Annotated in this window: 19 protein-coding genes; 10 read left to right on the forward strand and 9 right to left on the reverse strand. The window is 72.4% G+C overall.

Annotated features, from left to right (window positions below; translation table 11 throughout):
- The first annotated feature begins 5 nt into the window (after positions 1-5).
- Positions 6-989, forward strand: a complete 984-nt coding sequence (locus tag KBY19_RS05350; RefSeq protein ID WP_210965264.1) for an SDR family oxidoreductase — start codon at positions 6-8, stop codon at positions 987-989.
- Between the two features lie 21 nt (positions 990-1,010).
- On the opposite strand, the gene KBY19_RS05355 is transcribed toward KBY19_RS05350, so the two are convergent.
- The 4 genes from KBY19_RS05355 to KBY19_RS05370 form a co-directional block, all read right to left on the reverse strand.
- Positions 1,011-1,832 (reverse strand): hypothetical protein, encoded by an 822-nt coding sequence (locus tag KBY19_RS05355; protein WP_210965265.1) that lies wholly within the window; start codon positions 1,830-1,832, stop codon positions 1,011-1,013.
- A 105-nt stretch (positions 1,833-1,937) separates the two neighbouring features.
- Complete coding sequence (locus KBY19_RS05360) at positions 1,938-3,101, reverse strand: acetyl-CoA C-acetyltransferase (RefSeq protein ID WP_210965266.1); 1,164 nt, start codon at positions 3,099-3,101, stop codon at positions 1,938-1,940.
- Positions 3,102-3,135: 34 nt separating this feature from the next.
- Positions 3,136-3,750, reverse strand: coding sequence for a TetR/AcrR family transcriptional regulator (locus KBY19_RS05365; RefSeq protein WP_210965267.1), 615 nt, complete (start codon positions 3,748-3,750; stop codon positions 3,136-3,138).
- Positions 3,751-3,784: 34 nt separating this feature from the next.
- Positions 3,785-4,579 (reverse strand): SDR family oxidoreductase, encoded by a 795-nt coding sequence (locus KBY19_RS05370; protein ID WP_185018117.1) that lies wholly within the window; start codon positions 4,577-4,579, stop codon positions 3,785-3,787.
- 105 nt (positions 4,580-4,684) lie between these two features.
- On the opposite strand from KBY19_RS05370, the gene KBY19_RS05375 reads away from it, so the two are divergent.
- The 3 genes from KBY19_RS05375 to KBY19_RS05385 are packed head-to-tail and all read left to right on the forward strand — an operon-like array spanning position 4,685 to position 7,872.
- Positions 4,685-5,644 carry an enoyl-CoA hydratase gene (locus KBY19_RS05375; protein ID WP_099884124.1) on the forward strand — a complete coding sequence of 320 codons (960 nt, stop codon included), beginning with the start codon at positions 4,685-4,687 and terminating at the stop codon, positions 5,642-5,644.
- 2 nt (positions 5,645-5,646) lie between these two features.
- Complete coding sequence (locus KBY19_RS05380; RefSeq protein WP_210965268.1) at positions 5,647-6,813, forward strand: acyl-CoA dehydrogenase family protein; 1,167 nt, start codon at positions 5,647-5,649, stop codon at positions 6,811-6,813.
- Between the two features lie 6 nt (positions 6,814-6,819).
- Positions 6,820-7,872 (forward strand): acyl-CoA dehydrogenase family protein, encoded by a 1,053-nt coding sequence (locus KBY19_RS05385; RefSeq protein ID WP_210965269.1) that lies wholly within the window; start codon positions 6,820-6,822, stop codon positions 7,870-7,872.
- Between the two features lie 31 nt (positions 7,873-7,903).
- Here the strand turns inward: KBY19_RS05385 and KBY19_RS05390 are convergent, their stop codons facing one another.
- Together KBY19_RS05390 and KBY19_RS05395 are read right to left on the reverse strand one after the other, a co-directional pair.
- Positions 7,904-8,671, reverse strand: coding sequence for a permease prefix domain 1-containing protein (locus KBY19_RS05390; RefSeq protein ID WP_247690624.1), 768 nt, complete (start codon positions 8,669-8,671; stop codon positions 7,904-7,906).
- Positions 8,668-9,018 (reverse strand): PadR family transcriptional regulator, encoded by a 351-nt coding sequence (locus tag KBY19_RS05395; protein ID WP_099884130.1) that lies wholly within the window; start codon positions 9,016-9,018, stop codon positions 8,668-8,670. The genes KBY19_RS05390 and KBY19_RS05395 overlap by 4 nt, the downstream gene beginning before the upstream one ends.
- Positions 9,019-9,120: 102 nt before the next feature.
- Here KBY19_RS05395 and KBY19_RS05400 point away from each other — a divergent pair, with 102 nt between their 5' ends.
- The gene (locus KBY19_RS05400; RefSeq protein WP_210965302.1) at positions 9,121-9,669 is read left to right on the forward strand and encodes a hypothetical protein; all 549 of its coding nucleotides are present in this window, start codon (positions 9,121-9,123) and stop codon (positions 9,667-9,669) included.
- A 173-nt stretch (positions 9,670-9,842) separates the two neighbouring features.
- On the opposite strand, the gene KBY19_RS05405 is transcribed toward KBY19_RS05400, so the two are convergent.
- Positions 9,843-9,980 (reverse strand): hypothetical protein, encoded by a 138-nt coding sequence (locus tag KBY19_RS05405; RefSeq protein WP_180289757.1) that lies wholly within the window; start codon positions 9,978-9,980, stop codon positions 9,843-9,845.
- 130 nt (positions 9,981-10,110) lie between these two features.
- Between KBY19_RS05405 and KBY19_RS05410 the strand changes: the two genes are divergently transcribed.
- The gene (locus KBY19_RS05410; protein ID WP_099884132.1) at positions 10,111-10,722 is read left to right on the forward strand and encodes a TetR/AcrR family transcriptional regulator; all 612 of its coding nucleotides are present in this window, start codon (positions 10,111-10,113) and stop codon (positions 10,720-10,722) included.
- Between the two features lie 115 nt (positions 10,723-10,837).
- Here the strand turns inward: KBY19_RS05410 and KBY19_RS05415 are convergent, their stop codons facing one another.
- Entirely contained in the window at positions 10,838-11,398 is a 561-nt protein-coding gene (locus KBY19_RS05415; protein WP_210965270.1) for a transglycosylase SLT domain-containing protein, read from the reverse strand.
- 415 nt (positions 11,399-11,813) lie between these two features.
- A complete protein-coding gene (locus KBY19_RS05420; RefSeq protein ID WP_307843441.1) occupies positions 11,814-13,091 on the reverse strand; it encodes a histidine kinase in 1,278 nt (425 codons plus the stop codon).
- A 156-nt stretch (positions 13,092-13,247) separates the two neighbouring features.
- Between KBY19_RS05420 and KBY19_RS05425 the strand changes: the two genes are divergently transcribed.
- The 4 genes from KBY19_RS05425 (at position 13,248) to KBY19_RS05440 (ending at position 16,092) form a co-directional block, all read left to right on the forward strand.
- A complete protein-coding gene (locus tag KBY19_RS05425) occupies positions 13,248-13,463 on the forward strand; it encodes a hypothetical protein (protein WP_099884136.1) in 216 nt (71 codons plus the stop codon).
- A gap of 158 nt (positions 13,464-13,621) precedes the next feature.
- Complete coding sequence (locus KBY19_RS05430) at positions 13,622-13,810, forward strand: DUF6104 family protein (RefSeq protein WP_099884138.1); 189 nt, start codon at positions 13,622-13,624, stop codon at positions 13,808-13,810.
- A gap of 163 nt (positions 13,811-13,973) precedes the next feature.
- A complete protein-coding gene (locus KBY19_RS05435; RefSeq protein ID WP_210965271.1) occupies positions 13,974-14,945 on the forward strand; it encodes a hypothetical protein in 972 nt (323 codons plus the stop codon).
- 1 nt (position 14,946) lies between these two features.
- On the forward strand, positions 14,947-16,092 hold the full coding sequence (locus tag KBY19_RS05440) for a helix-turn-helix transcriptional regulator (RefSeq protein WP_099884142.1): 1,146 nt from the start codon (positions 14,947-14,949) through the stop codon (positions 16,090-16,092).
- The last annotated feature ends 153 nt before the right edge of the window (positions 16,093-16,245 follow it).

Genomic DNA, 16,245 nt, shown 5'->3' on the forward strand with positions numbered 1-16,245 from the left:
TCGTCATGCCACAGCAGCGAAACAGCCCCACGCCCGACCGCCCGGCCGAGGGCCGTGTCGTCGTCGTCACCGGCGCGGGCCGGGGCCTGGGCCGTGCGCACGCCCTGGCCTTCGCCCGTGCGGGCGCCAAGGTGGTCGTCAACGATCTGGGCGTCGCCCTCGACGGCGCGGGCACAGCGGACGCCGCGCAGACCTCCGCCTCCGTCCCAGGCCCCGCACCCGCCCCCGCACCCGCCGAGCAAGTGGCGGCCGACATCCGCGAGAGGGGCGGCGAGGCGGCCGTCAGCACCGACGACGTGGCCGACAGCGGGGGAGCGGCGCGGCTGATCCGTACGGCGCTCGACCGCTTCGGCCGCCTGGACACGCTCGTCAACAACGCGGGGTTTTTGCGCGACCGGATGCTGGTCAACCTGGCCGAGGACGACTGGGACGCGGTCGTACGGGTCCACCTCAAAGGGCACTTCCTGCCGATGAAGCACGCGGCGGCCCACTGGCGTGCCGAGTCGAAGGCGGGCCGCACATCCCGCGCCCGGATCGTCAACACCTCCTCGGGCGCCGGCCTGCTGGGTGCGGTGGGGCAGGGCAACTACGCCGCGGCGAAGGCCGGTATCACCGCGCTGACCCTGGTCGCAGCCGCCGAGTTCGGTCGCTACGGCGTCCAGGTCAACGCGGTGGCACCGGCGGCCCGCACCCGGATGACCGAGCGGACGTTCGCACAGGAGATGGCCGCGCCCCGGGACGGGGCGTTCGACGCGATGGACCCGGGGAACGTCTCACCGCTCGTCGTCTACCTCGGCTCGGACGCCTCCGACGGTGTCACCGCGCGCGTCTTCGAGGCGGAGGGCGGCCGGATCACCGTCATGGACGGCTGGCGCCGTGCCGCGTGCGCCGACAAGGGTGCCCGCTGGGAGGAGGCGGAACTGGACACCACCGTACGGAGCTTGCTCCGCAGGTCACCCGCCCCGGAGCCGGTGTACGGCGCGGAGTGAGCCCGGTCAGGGGCGCACCCCTCATCGCCCCACGGCGCCGGTCATCCTTCCGGTCCGGCCACCGGCCAGCAGCTCCGCGTGGGTGAGGGCGAAGTCGCCATTGGGCAGTAGCCCCGAGAAGTGCTCACCGCGCACCTCGGCGGGCAGGAACTCGCGCAGCCGGTGGCGCATGCCGCGGCCGTGGTCGACCGGCTCGCCCCAGCCCGTGGGCGCCTCGTCGCTGCCGAACAGCACCCAGTGGTCGACCGGGACCTGCCCCACCATGCCGGGCGGGCGCCCGGTGTGGGCGTCCAGCGCGGGCGCCGTGAGCACGTCCGGGTCCAGCGGCGTGTACCACATCAGCAGCGGCTTGGCCTTGGCCGCCTCGGCGTTGTCGAAGCAGCACACGGCCATCGCGTACCCGGGATAGCGCTCGGCGTAGAACCGCGTCAGCTCCGGGTCCAGGTGCGGGCGCTTGTGCGCGGGCACCCGGTGGAGCGCCGCGGGCAGCGCGGTAGGGTCCGAGGCCAGCAGCACGGTGTAGATGTCGTGTTCGAAGACCTGCACCTCGTGTGCCGGTGGGGCCGACCCCATCCAGGCCATGCCACCTGCCGACACGGATCTGGGCCGCACGGCCTCCACCATCCGCTCCAGTACGTCCGAACTGCGACCCACGTCCAGGAAGTTGTCCTGCGTCATGCCCTGTGCGGGAAGGTGCAGCAGCATGGCGTTGGGGCCGTCGGCGCGGTTGACCGCGGTGTTCTGGTAGCCGAGGACGTGCACCAGGCCGTGCCGGGCGTGGTGCAGCCGTCCCATGTACAGCGTGGTGCCGGAGAACTCGGCCGGGCCCATCGAGACACACATGGACCTACGATCTCAAAGCCGCGACCGGTGCCGTTCATGACCCGTCCCCGGCCCGCCCGCCCCGCCAGCGGCCGTTTTCAGAGGCTCGTCAGAGGCGTTCGTCTGTCAGAGGCGTTCGACGATGGTCACGTTGGCCTGGCCGCCGCCCTCGCACATGGTCTGCAGCCCGTAGCGGCCGCCCGTGCGCTCCAGTTCGTGCAGGAGGGTGGTCAGCAGCTTGGCGCCGGTGGCACCGAGGGGGTGGCCCAGGGCGATGGCGCCACCGTTGACGTTGACCTTCTCCGGGTCGCAGCCGGTCTCCCGCAGCCAGGCGAGGACGACGGAGGCGAACGCCTCGTTGATCTCGACCAGATCGATGTCCTCCAGCGTCATCCCGGCCCGCTTCAGGGCGTGCGCGGTCGCCGGAATCGGCGCCGTCAGCATGCGGATCGGGTCCTCGCCGCGCACCGCCAGATGGTGCACCCGGGCGCGTGGGACGAGGTGGTGGGTGCGTACGGCCTCCTCGGAGGCGAGCAGCACGGCGGCGGAGGCGTCCGAGATCTGCGAGGAGACCGCCGCCGTCAGCCGGCCGCCGGTCACCAGCGGATCGAGGGCGGCCATCTTCTCCAGGCTGGTGCCGCGCCGCGGCCCCTCGTCCACCGCGTGGTCCTGGTAGGGGGCGATCTCCCGCTCGAAGCGGCCCTCGTCGATGGCGCGTACCGCCCGCTGGTGCGAGCGCAGCGCCCAGCTTTCCATCTCCGCGCGGCTGATGCCCCACTGTTCGGCGATCAGTTCCGCGCCGTGGAACTGATCGACGGGCGCGTCGCCGTAGCGGGCCCGCCAGCCTTCGGAGCCCTGGAAGGGGCCCTCGGTGAGACCGAGCGGGGCGCCCGCCTGCCGGGATGCGTAGGCGATGGGGACCTGCGACATGTTCTGCACACCGCCCGCGACCACCAGATCGGCCGTGCCGGACATCACGGCCTGGGCCGCGAAGTGCACGGCCTGCTGCGAGGAGCCGCACTGCCGGTCGACGGTGACGCCGGGCACCGACTCGGGCATTCCCGCGGCCAGCCACGCCGTGCGCGCGATGTCACCGGCCTGCGGCCCCACGGTGTCCAGGCAGCCGAAGACGACGTCCTCCACCGCCTCCGGGTCCACCCCGGCCCGCTCCACCAGCGCGCGCAGCACGTGTGCGCCCAGGTCGGCGGGGTGGACCCCGGCCAGTGCCCCGCCACGCTTGCCGACGGGCGACCTGACCGCCTGGACGATGTACGCCTCACCGTGGGACATACCGGTCACGCTCCTTGAGTCAGCTTTCGATCGGTCATCCGGCCACCGGGCGGGTGGCGATTCCGTCGAGCACCATCGAGGTGTACTGCTCGGCGATCTGTGCCGCGCTCTTGCGCCCCTGGGGCCGGAACCAGACCGCCGCCACCCAGACGGTGTCGCGGACGAACCGGTAGGCGACGGGGATGTCGAGGTCGGCCCGGAAGCTGCCGTCGGCCACCCCGCGCTCCAGGGTCCGCGTCCACAGCTTCTGGAAGCGCTCCTGGGAGTCGGCCAGATACCGGAACCGCTCCTGCGGGGCCAGATGGCGGGCTTCCTTCTGATAGAGGGCGACGGCCGGACGGTGCCGCTCCATCTGCCGGAACGACTCGGCGACCAGCCCCTCGAACGTCTCGCGCGGCCCCCGCTCGGCCTCCTCGATCCGCTGGTAGCCCGCCCACAGATCGGTGAGGAAGGCACTGAGGATCTCGTCGGCCATCGACTCCTTGGAGTCGAAGTGGTAGTAGAGGCTGCCCGCCAGCATCCCGGCGCGGTCCGCGATCGTGCGGACGGTGGTCGCGTTGTAGCCCAGCTCCGCGAACACCTCGGCCGCGGTCGCCAGCAGCTCGGCCCGGCGCTCGGCGCCGGTGGCGGTCTTCTTCGGCGTCACCATGGGTCCATTGTCCGTCGGCCTGCCGGGCGGCCGGTCATGGATGCTGGCTGCTCACGGCGACCGTCTCGCCGGTCATGTACGACGCGTAGTCGCTGGCCAGGAAGACGATGACATTGGCGACCTCCCACGGCTGCGCGTACCGCCCGAACGCCTCCCGGGAGGTCAGCTCCTCCAGCAGCTCGGGCGTGGTGACCTTCGCCAGATGCGGATGCATCGCCAGGGAGGGCGAGACGGCGTTGACCCGTACGCCGAAGTCCGCAGCCTCCAGTGCCGCGCAGCGGGTCAGTGCCATCACGCCGGCCTTGGCCGCCGCGTAGTGCGCCTGGCCGCGCTGGGCACGCCAGCCGACGACCGAGGCGTTGTTGACGATCACCCCGCCGCCGCCCGGCTGGTCGCGCATGGCGCGCAGCCCCGCGCGGGTGCAGCGGAAGGTGCCGTTCAAGGTGACGTCCAGGACGCGGGACCACTGCGCGTCCGTCATCTCGACCAGTTCGGCGGTGCCGCCCAGGCCGGCGTTGTTGACGAGGACGTCGATGCGGCCGTGCCGGGCCGTGCAGGCGCCCAGCAGCGCGCCCACCTGGTCCTCGTCGGTGACGTCGCAGGGGACGGCCTGTACCCGTGCCGGGCCGAACTCCCGGGCGAGCGCCTGCCGCGTCTCGCCGAGCCGGCGCTCGTGCACGTCGCCGATGACGACGCCCGCCGCGCCCTCCTCCAGTACGCGTCGCGCCGTCGCCCCGCCGATCCCGCTGCCGGCCGCGGCGGTGACGACGACGAAGCGGTCGGTCAGCAGACCGTGCGGTACCGGGCAGACGGGTGCGGTGCTGCTCATACGGCGGCCCCTCGTGGCTCTCGACGGGTGGCTCTCGACGGGTCGGCCCGGTCACGTTAACCTACCAAACACTTGTTAGGGAAGCTTCGTCCGAGGAGCGCGCTCATGCCCGACGACCGCCCAGGAGCCCCGGACACGGTGACGTACGAGCGCCTCGGCGCCGTCGCCCGCGTCACCCTCGACCGCCCCGAGTACCGCAACGCCCAGAACTCGGCGATGACCTACGCGCTCGACGCGGCCTTCCAGCGGGCCGCCGGCGACGACGCGGTGCACGCCGTCGTTCTCGCCGGCGCCGGCAAGCACTTCAGCGCCGGGCACGACATCGGCACCCCGGGCCGGGACGCACACCTGTCGTTCCCCCGGAAGGCCGGACTGTGGTGGGACCACGTCGGCAAGGAGGGCGCCGAGGCCCGCTACGCCCGTGAGTCCGAGGTCTACCTGGGCATGTGCCGTCGCTGGCGCGAGCTGCCCAAACCCGTCGTCTGCGCCGTGCAGGGCGCCTGTGTCGCGGGCGGGCTGATGCTCGCCTGGGTGTGCGATCTGATCGTTGCCAGCGAGGACGCCTTCTTCGCCGACCCGGTGGTACGGATGGGCGTCCCCGGCGTCGAGTACTTCGCCCACCCGTGGGTGATGAGCCCGCGCATCGCCAAGGAGTTCCTCTACACCGGGGACCGGATGACCGCCCGGCGCGCATACGAGATCGGCATGGTCAACCGCGTCGTTCCGCGCGCCGAACTCACCGCCGAGGCCGAGGCGCTGGCGGCCCGCATCGCCGAGATGCCGCGCTTCGGCCTCGCCCTGACCAAGCGCGCCGTCAACCAGGCCGAGGATCTGATGGGCCTGCACAGCGGACTGGACTCGGTCTTCGGCCTGCACCACCTCGCGCATGCCCACAACGCGGAGACGGGCAGCGACGCGCTGGGCGGGATGGACGCGCGCACGATGCGCGCTGCGGCTGCCCGTGGCGCGGAGGACCCCCCTTCGGACCCCGGGCCCGGCTCCAGAGGCGGTTCCGGCACCGGCTCCGGGGCCGGTTCGGGGAACGGCTCCGGGGGCGGGGCCTGAGCATGGACCTGCAATTCAGCGCCGCCGAGGAGGACTTCCGTGCCGAGGCCCGAGCCTGGCTGCGGGCACATGTGCCCGACGCACCACTGCCGTCCCTGGAGACGGCCGAGGGCTTCGCCGCACACCGCTCCTGGGAGCGCGAACTGTACGAGGGCGGCTGGGCGGTCGTCTCCTGGCCGCGTGCGTACGGCGGCCGTGGAGCGACCCTCACCGAGTGGTTGATCTTCGAGGAGGAGTACTACGCGGCCGGCGCGCCCGGCCGCGTCAGCCAGAACGGCATCAACCTGCTGGCCCCCACCCTCTTCGTGCACGGCACCGAGGAGCAGCGGGCACGCATCCTGCCGCCGACGGCCGCCGGTACGACGGTCTGGGCACAGGCCTGGTCGGAACCCGAAGCCGGCTCCGACCTGGCCGCGCTGCGCTCCCGCGCCGAGCGCACCGAACGGGACGGCGGAGGCTGGCTGCTGAGCGGCCACAAGACCTGGTCCTCCCGCGCCGCTTTCGCCGACCGCGCCTTCGGCCTCTTCCGCACCGACCCGGAACAGGAACGGCACCGTGGGCTGAGCTATCTGATGTTCCCGCTGGACGCGCCGGGCATCACCGTACGGCCCATCGCCAGGCTGGACGGCAGGCCGGCCTTCGCGGAGATCCTGCTGGACCGCGTCTTCGTGCCGGACGAGGACGTCATCGGCGAGCCGGGACAGGGATGGCGGGCGGCCATGTCGACGGCGGGAAACGAGCGCGGCCTCGCCCTGCGCTCGCCGGGCCGCTTCACCGCAGCCGCCGAGCGGCTGCGACACCTGTGGCGGGAACGGGCCGACCCCGGTGACACGGCGGTCGCGCAGCGGGTGGCCGACGCCTGGACCGGGGCCCGCGCGTACCAGCTCGCGGGGTATGCGGCGGCCTCGGGGGAAGCGGAAGACGAAGCCGCCCCGCCCTTCAACGCCTCCATGAACAAGATCTTCTGGTCCGAACTCGACATCGACCTGCACGAGACGGCGCTCGACCTGCTCGGCCCCGGCACGGCCGAGATCGCCGAAGGGCTGCCGGAGTCCGGCTGGCTGGACGGCTGGATCTTCGCCCTCGCCGGGCCGATCTACGCCGGGACCAACGAGATCCAGCGCGACATCGTCGCCGAGCGGGTGCTCGGCCTGCCGAGGGGACGCTGAGCCGCGATGCGCTTCGTACCGGACCGGGAGCACCGCGGCTACGCCGCAACCGTCCGCCGCCTGCTGGCCGACGCCGGGCCCCACAAGGCCGCCCGCGCCTGGGCGGCGGGCGACCAGCGGCCGGGCCGCGCCCTGTGGCGGTCCCTCGCCGACACCGGCCTGCCCGCACTCGCCGTCCCGGAGGAGCACGGCGGCCTCGGCTGGTACCCGCCCGAACTCGCCTCCGCCTTCGTGGAGACGGGCCGCGCCGGTGTCCCCGGCCCCCTGGTGGAGACGGTCGCCCTCGCCGCCGGACTGCATCCCAGCACCCCGTGGCCCGCCCGCCTCCTGACCGGCGAACACCTCGCGACGGTCACCGATCCGGCGACCGCCACCGGCCGCGCGTCAGCCGGCGAGCCGACGAGCGTCACCGGCCGTGCGGCAGCCGCCGGCCCCGGCGCGGAGACCCGCCCGGGGGTCGGCTACGCGGTGGACGCACACATCGCCGACCTGACGTTCGCCCTCGTCGCCGGGGGCCTGACCACCGCCGCGGCCGTGGGCACGCCGCTGCGTTCCGTGGACCCCGGCCGTCATCTGGTGCGTTGTGTGCCCGGCGAAGCCGTGTCCGCCGACCCGCGACGGATCCGGGCGCTCGCCACCTTGCTGACCGCCGCTCAGTTGCTCGGGGCCGGCGAGGCGCTGCTGGAGGGGAGCGTGGCGTACGCCGGGCAACGGCGGCAGTTCGGGCGTCCGGTGGGGTCCTTCCAGGCGGTCAAGCACCAGTTGGCGGACGTCGCCGTGGCGCTGGAGTTCGCACGGCCCCTGCTGTACGGCGGAGCGCTGGCCGTACGGGGCGACGCGGCTGCCGACCCCCGCGATCTGCCCGCGGCCAAGGCGGCCTGCTCGCGCGCCGCTCACCTGGCCGCACGTACGGCGCTGCAGGTGCACGGCGCGCTGGGCTACACGGACGAGTACGACCTGACCCTTCTGCTGCGCAAAGTCCGTGCCCTGCAGACCGCTTGGGGCACCTTGGCCGCTTGCCGCGCCGCCGTGCTCACCGGCGAGCCACTGCCGGGTTGACCCGCGCCACCCCGGGAGGCCGAGCGGAGCTTCACCCCGTGAGGGAGCCGGGTTCGCGCTCGGAGAGTGCAGCAGCGGGCGCGAGACAGCGGCGGCTGACGCGGGCCGAGGTGCTCAGCACGGCGTGCGAGACGGCGGCCAGCGCGCCCGCCGGTGCCAGCAGCGGCCACTGCGCGGTCATGAACGCGGTGCAGGCCAGCGCCAGGGCGGCCACCGCCATGCCGACACTCGCCCCCGTCCCCGTCCAGGCGACCATGCGGGGCAGGGCCCGGGGGACGGGGAACCGGCGTGCCAGTACGCCACCGGTGGTGGCGAGGGTGAATGCGGCCAGCAGGGTGCTCACCGTGGCCAGCAGCGCCAAAGGGGCGGCCGACGGGCCGACGGCGGTGCGCGCCAACGCCCAGCAGACCAGCAGGAAGGGGGCGCACAGTGCTGCCGCGCACGCGGTATGGCGCGTCTGTGCGACTGTCAACTCGCGCTGGCATTCCGGCGCCAGTACGGCCACCGGTCCGAAGTCCCGCACCGCACGGTGGGCCGCCTCGGTGCGGGGAAGCCCTTCCTGGACGTAGGCGTCGGTGGCGTCCAGCAGCCCGTCGTGGATCTCCGCGAGCATACGGGCCTTGGCACGTGCCGGGCCCAGCAGCGCGGCGCCCAACGCCTCGGTGTGGGCGACCAGCGGGTCCGGATGTGGGTGTGGGGGTGGCTGCTGTCTGTTGCTGCCGCCCATGCCGCAGCGGTCGCTCATGTCGTTGCCGCCACTCGTGCCGCTGCTGTCGCTCTTGTCGCTGCCGTTGCTCATGTCGCAGGCCGGATCCGTGCGGGCCGCGCGGGTGTCTCGAGGACCGCGCCGATCGCCTCGGTGAACTCGCGCCATGCGGTGCGCTCCTCGGCGAGCGTCCGGCGTCCGGCGTCGGTGAGCGTGTAGCAGCGTCGGCGCCGCTCTCCGGTGGACTGCCAGTCGCCGGCCAGCAGCCCCAGCCGCTCCAGCCGCTTGAGCGCCGGATAAACGGTGCCCGTCCGTAGCTCCAGCGCGCCCCCGCTGCGCTCCTGCACCGCGGTGATGATCGCGTACCCGTGCAGCGGCCCGGGTTCGAGCACGGCCAGCAGCAGTCCGTCGAGGTGTCCTCGTACCGCTTCTGTCTTCATGGGGTCAGTGTAGGCAAGGAACGTATTGGTGTGCTACCTATTGGCCGTCAATCTATTTGCGTTGGCTGCCAACCTATGAAGCTGTCGAATCGGGGGTCCTCGGTGACCAAGCTGCTGCTCTCCCTCCATGTACTCGCGGCGATCCTGGCCGTAGGGCCTATCGCGGTGGCCGCGTCGATGTTTCCGCGCTTCGCAAGAGAGCTGCCGGCCGCCGGTGCCGGTGCCGGTGCCGGAGCCGGAGCCGGAGTCGGAGCCGGTTCTGATGTCGGCGCCGGAAAGGGACGCGGGGCGGCAGCCGCCGCGCTGCTGCACCGCATCTGCCGGGGCTACGCCCTGTTCGGCGTGGCCGTCCCGGTCTTCGGGATGGCCACCGGCGCCCAGCTCGGCGTCCTCTCGGACGCATGGCTGGTGGCCTCCCTCATCCTGACGACCCTCGCCGCGGTCCTTCTGGGGGCCGTCGTCCTGCCCCGTCAGGCCCGGATGCTGGGTGCGGCGGGCATCGGCCTCGACGAGGGGGAAGCGGTGCCCGTCATACCCGCCCCCCGGGCCGCCGCGGCCCAGCTGGCCATGGTGACCGGCATCTTCAACCTGCTGTGGGCGATCGTGGTCGTCCTGATGATCGTCCGACCGGGCTCGACGACAGGGGTATGACCGTTCGGGCCGCACCCTCCGTACGTACTCGGCCGGGGCGGCGCACTGAGAAGACGATCCGCCCGCCTCGGAGGTGCGTGCGGACTGATGGCGCCCTCCTGGAGGTCCGGTGCTGCCCGGACCTCCAGGTCTGTCTGTGGCTGTGAGGGCCGGGCGCCGGGGCCGGGTGCCGCTCAGCGCCGGGTGCCCGGCTTGGGTAGAGGGCGGGGGCGCGGGACGGAGTGCGGCCTGAGGGGCTTGCGCCAGGGCTGGTGGCGCTGCTCGCTGCGGAACTCCGGGCGGCCGGCGGTGCCGTTGAACTGACCTCGCATACTGACTCCCTTGAAGTGCTTCGCTTGTACTACTCTGTCTGCAGTGGTTCGACCGTAGTACTTCAAATGAAGTGGTGCAAGGGCATTCGGGAAAACCCCGGAAATCTCCGAGAGAGGCAGGGAAGCCGTCATGCGGCAGAACACCGAGCGGCGTACCGCGCTGCTCGACGCGGCCATCGAGGTGCTGGCCCGCGAGGGTTCGCGCGGGCTGACGCTGCGCGCCGTCGACAAAGAGGCGGGCGTACCGACAGGCACCGCGTCCAACTACTTCGCCCACCGCGGCGACATGCTCACCCAGGTCATGCGCCGCACCCGCGAGCGGCTCACACCCGACGAGGCGGCCCTGGCCGAACGGATGAGCGCCCCGCGCACACTCGCGCTCGAAGTCCAACTGATGCGCGATCTGGTGGAGCGCATGCGCGCCGATCGCAGCAGCTATCTCGCCATGCTGGAGCTGAGGTTGGAGGCGACCCGACGGCCGGAGCTGTACGAGGAACTGTCCGGGTTCCTCCGGGAGGAGTTCCAGGGCCTCATCGCCTACCACCGCGAGGTCGGGATGCCCGGCGACGACCTGGGCGTCGCCCTCCTCTATCTCGCCATGGCCGGCCTGCTGGTCGACGACATGACGATTCCCGACGTCCTGCGTGAGCCCTACGACGTCGACAGTCTGATCCAGGCGATGGTCCCCCGCGTCTTCGGTGAACCCGCCGCACACGACAGCCCCGCCGGGCCCTCCGACTGACGGCCAAGGGCGCCACGGCATATGCGAAGGAGCGGGTGGGAGGTGGTGTTCCTCCCGCCCGCTCCTGTTCGCATGCGTGGCGTGGTGCTGTGTGTGGTGCTGCAGGGGTTGCTGGTCAGTAGGCGGAGTCGACGTTGTCCATGGAGCCGTAGCGGTCGGCGGCGTAGTTGCAGGCGGCGACGATGTTGGCGACCGGGTCGGTCAGCTGGTCGGGGGTGCCTTCGACGTGGTAGCGGTCGAAGGTGGGCTGGATCACCTGGAGGAGGCCCTTGGAGGGGGTGCCCTTCTTGGCGTTGATGTCCCAGTCGTTGACGGCGTTGGGGTCACCGGCCGACTCGCGGATGATGTTGCGCTTGATGCCCTCGTAGGAGCCGGGGATGTCGTGCTCCTTCATGATGGCGCGGGCCTCGCGGATCCACCCGTCCAGGTTGTCCGCGTACTCCTTGCCACCGGCCTTCTTCTCGTCCTTCTTCTCGTCCTTCGCCTTCGCGTCGGCCTTCGCCTTGGCGTCGTGGGCGTGTGCGACGGCGGCGGGCTTGGTGGCGGGCTTGGCGGGGGCCTGGGCGGCGTGGGCGGTGCCGGCCAGGGCGGTGGTGGCGATACCGGCCGCGCCCAGGGCGGTCAGGCCGGTGGTGGCCAGGCGGGCGGGCTTGAGCGAGCGAAGAGCGGTACGCATGCGAGCGGAGAGCCTTCCAGTGGGGGACGTGTCCGGCCGCGCACCCCCCGGGGGCCGCACCTTGTGGTGCGTTTGTCCCGGTCTCGTCGCGACCTGGCACCCACCCTGGGAACCGGCTCCCCGGCCCGACAACTGTGTGACCTACGACCCCGCATAGTGCGACATACCCGACTCGATCGAGCCGCCGCACCCCTCGCCCCGTATCCACGAAAACCGGGGCATACGATTCGGCTTCGTAAGTGATCCGGCTCCTATGGGCGGCCTCACACACCAACCCCCTCGGCGCCCGTCCCCGTTCACCAACGGCAAGATCAACTGCACACGCTGTACGGAAGTTCGGCGAGATGACCGGCGAGATGTCCGGCCGGGGACCGGCACCGGGCTCGCGCAGCGGTCAGCGGTCAGCGGCCGGTGGTCAGCGCGGCCAGGGGAGGGTGGCGTAGAGCCGGTAGTCGGTGCCGTCCCAGCCGTGTTCGAGGGTGCCGCCCGCGAGCAGGGTGCGCTCCTTCAGCCCGATGAGGCCCTGTCCGGCGCCGGGGATCGCGGTGCCGGTGCTCGTGCTGTCGTGCTGTGCGGCGTCGCGTCGCGCGGGGTTGCGGATCTCGACCGTCAGGCCCTTGCCGGAGCCGCCCCGTACGGTCACGGAGACCGGGGCGTCGGGGCCCGGACCGTGCTTGCGGGCGTTCGTCAGGCCCTCCTGGACGACGCGGTACGCCGTACGGCCCGCCACCGGCGGGGCCGTGCCGGGACCGCCCGCCACGTCCATGGCGAGGGTCACGAGGGAGCCCGCCTGCCGCGACTCGGCCGTCAGCTGTTCGACGTCGGCCAGCACCGGCTGGGGGCGGTCGCCGTCGTGCGGTGCGCGCAGTACGCCGATGATCTCCCGTAGGTCCTCCAGGGCCTGGTGCGCGCTGTCGCGGATCACGCCTGCCGCCCGTCCCACCTGGTCCGGGGAGGCGCCGGGATTGAACTCCAGGGCGCCCGCGTGCACGCTCAGCAGCGAGAGGCGGTGCGCCAGCACGTCGTGCATCTCGCGTGCGATGTCCTCCCGCGCCTCGCGGCGCGCCTCGGTGGCGGCACGTGCGGCCCGCTCGCGCAGCGAGAGGACGAGTTGGCGCCGGGACCGTACGTACAGGCCCCAGCCGATCGCTCCGGCCAGGAGTGCGAAGTAGGTGAGGGCCGACGCCGTTCGCGGGTCGTCGGCTGCCGGTCCGCTCGCCAGGAAGATCGGTACCGGCCCGAACGCCGGCACCGACAGCAGGGCCGTCACCCTCGGCGCCCTGTTCACCGCGACAGTGAACAGGGCGACAAGGATGGGACCGGTGGTGAAGTGCGAGAAGGGCTCAGCGAGCAGCAGTACGGTGGCGAGTGGAACCGGCATGCGGCGCCGCAGGAAGACCGCCGCGCAGGCCAGGCCGCCGACCAGTTGGTCGAGGAGCAGTGCGGTCGGTGAGGTGCCGGGGTCCACCCATACCGCGTCCGCGCTGAGCACCATGAAGCAGCCGGCGAAGACGAAGGCGCCGATGTCGGCGGCCCACTCCCGGCCCCCGCGGCGGCTCATCCGGCGCTCGACGCCCACACCTGCGGATTGCCCCGCCCGGCGCACTCGACCGGCCAACTGGCGGACCGACCACTGCGTGTGGGGGATCCAGCGGATCCGGCGCCCCGTACGGTCCATCTTCAGCAGCCCCATGCGGCGAATCTACGGCTTGCCGTGTGCGGTCGTGGCCGGTCGGTGGGAGGTATCGACTTTGGTATGACCCCGGTGCGCCGCATCGCAGACTTCCGTCGTCCCCGCCGCCCCCGAAGGCCGATCCCTGGAGAACACCGCGACGGCCAGCCTGCTGCCATGAAGAAATTTCTCGGCTTCGTCTCGTTCGTTCTCATCGTGCAGGGCGGGGGCGGCCTCGTGCACGAAGTGACCGACGGCCGGTTCAACCTCCCGTGGGCGGCCGTCCACCGGCTCGGCCTTCTGGACGGTTACGAGGTGTACGCCTGCGTCCTGCTGATCGTTCTGGGCATCGCGGTCGGCGCAGCCTCGGACGCGGTGAAACGGCGCGGCTGACACGACAGTGGGCACGGCGCGGCCGACACGGTGGGCGAATGCGGCCGGGCCCCAGGTCCCGAGGACCGGGGGCTGCGGACCCGGCATATTCTGAGGCGGAGGCGGAGGCGTAGGCCGCGCCCTCACCCCCTTGTAGGCACCTGACCAGGAGCAGAAGCGTGTACTTCACCGACCGTGGCATCGAAGAGCTGGAGCAGCGGCGCGGCGAGGAAGAGGTCAGTCTCGCGTGGCTGTCCGAGCAGCTGCGGACCTTCGTCGACCTGAACCCGGACTTCGAGGTGCCGGTGGAGCGGCTGGCCACCTGGCTGGCCCGGCTGGACGACGAGGACGACGAGGACGAGGAGTGACGAGGGGGCACAGGGGAAGCGCGAGATCGCGACAGCGGAGGGAGCGGGAGGCTTGCACCTCTCGCGATACGCGACATAACGTGTCCGGGAGAGACGCGATATGTCGTTGCGCGTGAGTGCCGTGCGCCCGTACGCCGCAGCGCCCGAGCCTGGGGAGGCCGCAGTGCCCGTACCCGACGACTGCTCGTGGGAGATCGGCGAGCCACGCCGGATCGAGTTCGACGATCCGGTGACGGAACTGGACGTCCGTGTGGTGAACGGCACCGTCAACGTCGTAGGCACTCCCGATGCCACCACCCGCGTCGAGGTCGGCAAGGTCGAGGGTCCGCCGCTGCTCGTGCGGCGGGAGGGCGGCAAACTCGTTCTCGCCTACGACGACCTGCCCTGGAACGGCTTCCTCAAGTGGCTGGACCGCAAGGGCTGGCGGCGCGAGGTGGAGGTCTCGGTCCGGGTCCCGGCGCAGGTCGCGCTGTCGGTCGGCGTGGTGGCGGCCAGCGCCGTCGTCTCCGGAGTACGCGGCCGCACCCGGGTGGCCGGGGTCTCCGGCAGCACCACGCTGGTGGGTCTGTCCGGCCCGGTCACGGCCGAGACCGTCTCGGGCGACGTGGAGACCCAACGCCTCTCCGGCTCACTGCACTTCTCCACCGTCTCCGGCGATCTGACGTGCATCGACGCCTCCGCCGGCGAGATCAAGGCGGACTCGGTCAGCGGCGCGATGATCCTCGATCTGTGCTCCCCACGCTCCGCCCGGTCCCCGCGCGCGGACGACCCCGCCGACATACGGCTCTCCAGCGTCTCGGGTGAACTCGCCCTCAGACTGCCCGACGACGCGGATCTGACAGTGGACGCGCGCACCGCGGGCGGCGCCGTCTCCAGTGCGTTCGACGGGCTGGCCACCGGCGGCTGGGGAGACCACCGGATCACCGGCACGCTCGGTGCGGGCCGCGGCGTCCTGCACGCCTCCAACGTCTCCGGCGGCCTCGCACTCCTCCGCCGTCCACCGGGCGACGACACCCTGTACGAGCCGTCCGGCTCATCCGGCTCGTCCGGCTCCACCGGCAGCGACGCCACGGTGGTCGGCGGCCCGCATCCGCCCGAGCACCCCGGCAACCCCTCTCCGGCGAAGGACCTGTGACATGCCTCCCGTCTTCGCACACGGCCGCCTGCGCCTCTATCTGCTGATGCTCCTCGACGAGGCGCCGCGCCACGGCTACGAGGTGATCCGCCTCCTGGAGGAGCGCTTCCAGGGGCTGTACGCGCCGTCCGCCGGCACCGTCTACCCGCGGCTGGCCAAGCTGGAGGCCGAGGGCCTGGTCAGCCACACCACCGAGGGCGGCCGCAAGGTCTACTCGATCACCGAGGCCGGCCGCGCGGAACTGGCGGACCGGCAGGCCGAGCTCGCCGAGCTGGAGGTCGAGATCCGCGATTCCGTCGCCGCGCTCGCCGCCGACATCCGCGAGGACGTCAGCGGCACGGCGAGCGACCTGCGCCGCGAGATGCGGGAGCAGGCCCGGAACGCACGCGGCCGTACCAAGGCAGGCCGCGCCCGGCCCGGCACCGGCACCCCGCCCGGCACCGGTGAGCCCCCCGGCTGGGACGACGGCTGGGAGAGCGGCTGGGACGGCGTCTGGGGCGACAAGGAGGCGTGGCGGCACGCCAAGGAGGAGATGCGCCGCGCCAAGGACGAGTGGAAGGAGCAGGCCCGCAAGGCCAAGGAAGAGGCCCAGCAGGCCCGGCGCCAGGCCAAGAAGGAGCGTGAGGCCCACACCGAGGCGCTGGCCGAGGTGCGGCGTATCGCCCGCCAGGTGCAGGAGCAGGTGCAGACCCGGATGCGAGCGGGTGACTGGCCCGGCGCCGTCCGCGACGGTATGTCCGAACTGGCCCGCGAGATGGGTGATCTGAGCCGCCTCACCGGCCAGGCGCCCCCCGGGTCCTCGCAGGCCCGGCCGCAGTCGGCAGGACCGGAACCGGACCGTCCGGCGGATGCGCGGGCGGATCACCCGTCCGGTACGGAACCGGCCGCCGAGGCCGAGGTGCCCTTCCCCGATCCGACCGGCGACCCGGTACGCGACCTCGAACGCCTGCTGGACCGCTTCCGCGACGATGTGCGCGACGCGGCTCGTGACCACGGCGTGAGCGACACCCAACTGCGCGAGGTGCGCCGCCAGCTGTCCACCGCGGCGGCCCATATCGGTGTGGTACTTCGTGGTCCCGGTGGAGGGGCAGGGCCCACGGCCCCGGGCAGAGAGGGAGCGGACGGCTTCGGCACGGGCGGGAGTTGACCTCTTCCCGCCCCCCCGAGACCCTGGCAGTCTAGTACCGCGCCCGCATTGCGGCACGCCCCCGTCGCGGTTCCGGTCGCGCCGATGGGCCGGCCGGGGTTCAATGTGACCTCGGGCAGGGCACGTTGACGCGAGCAGCGAAGCTGCGGAGCA

It is taken from the genome of Streptomyces sp. B15 (assembly GCF_018070605.1).
Lineage (GTDB): Bacteria > Actinomycetota > Actinomycetes > Streptomycetales > Streptomycetaceae > Streptomyces > Streptomyces smyrnaeus.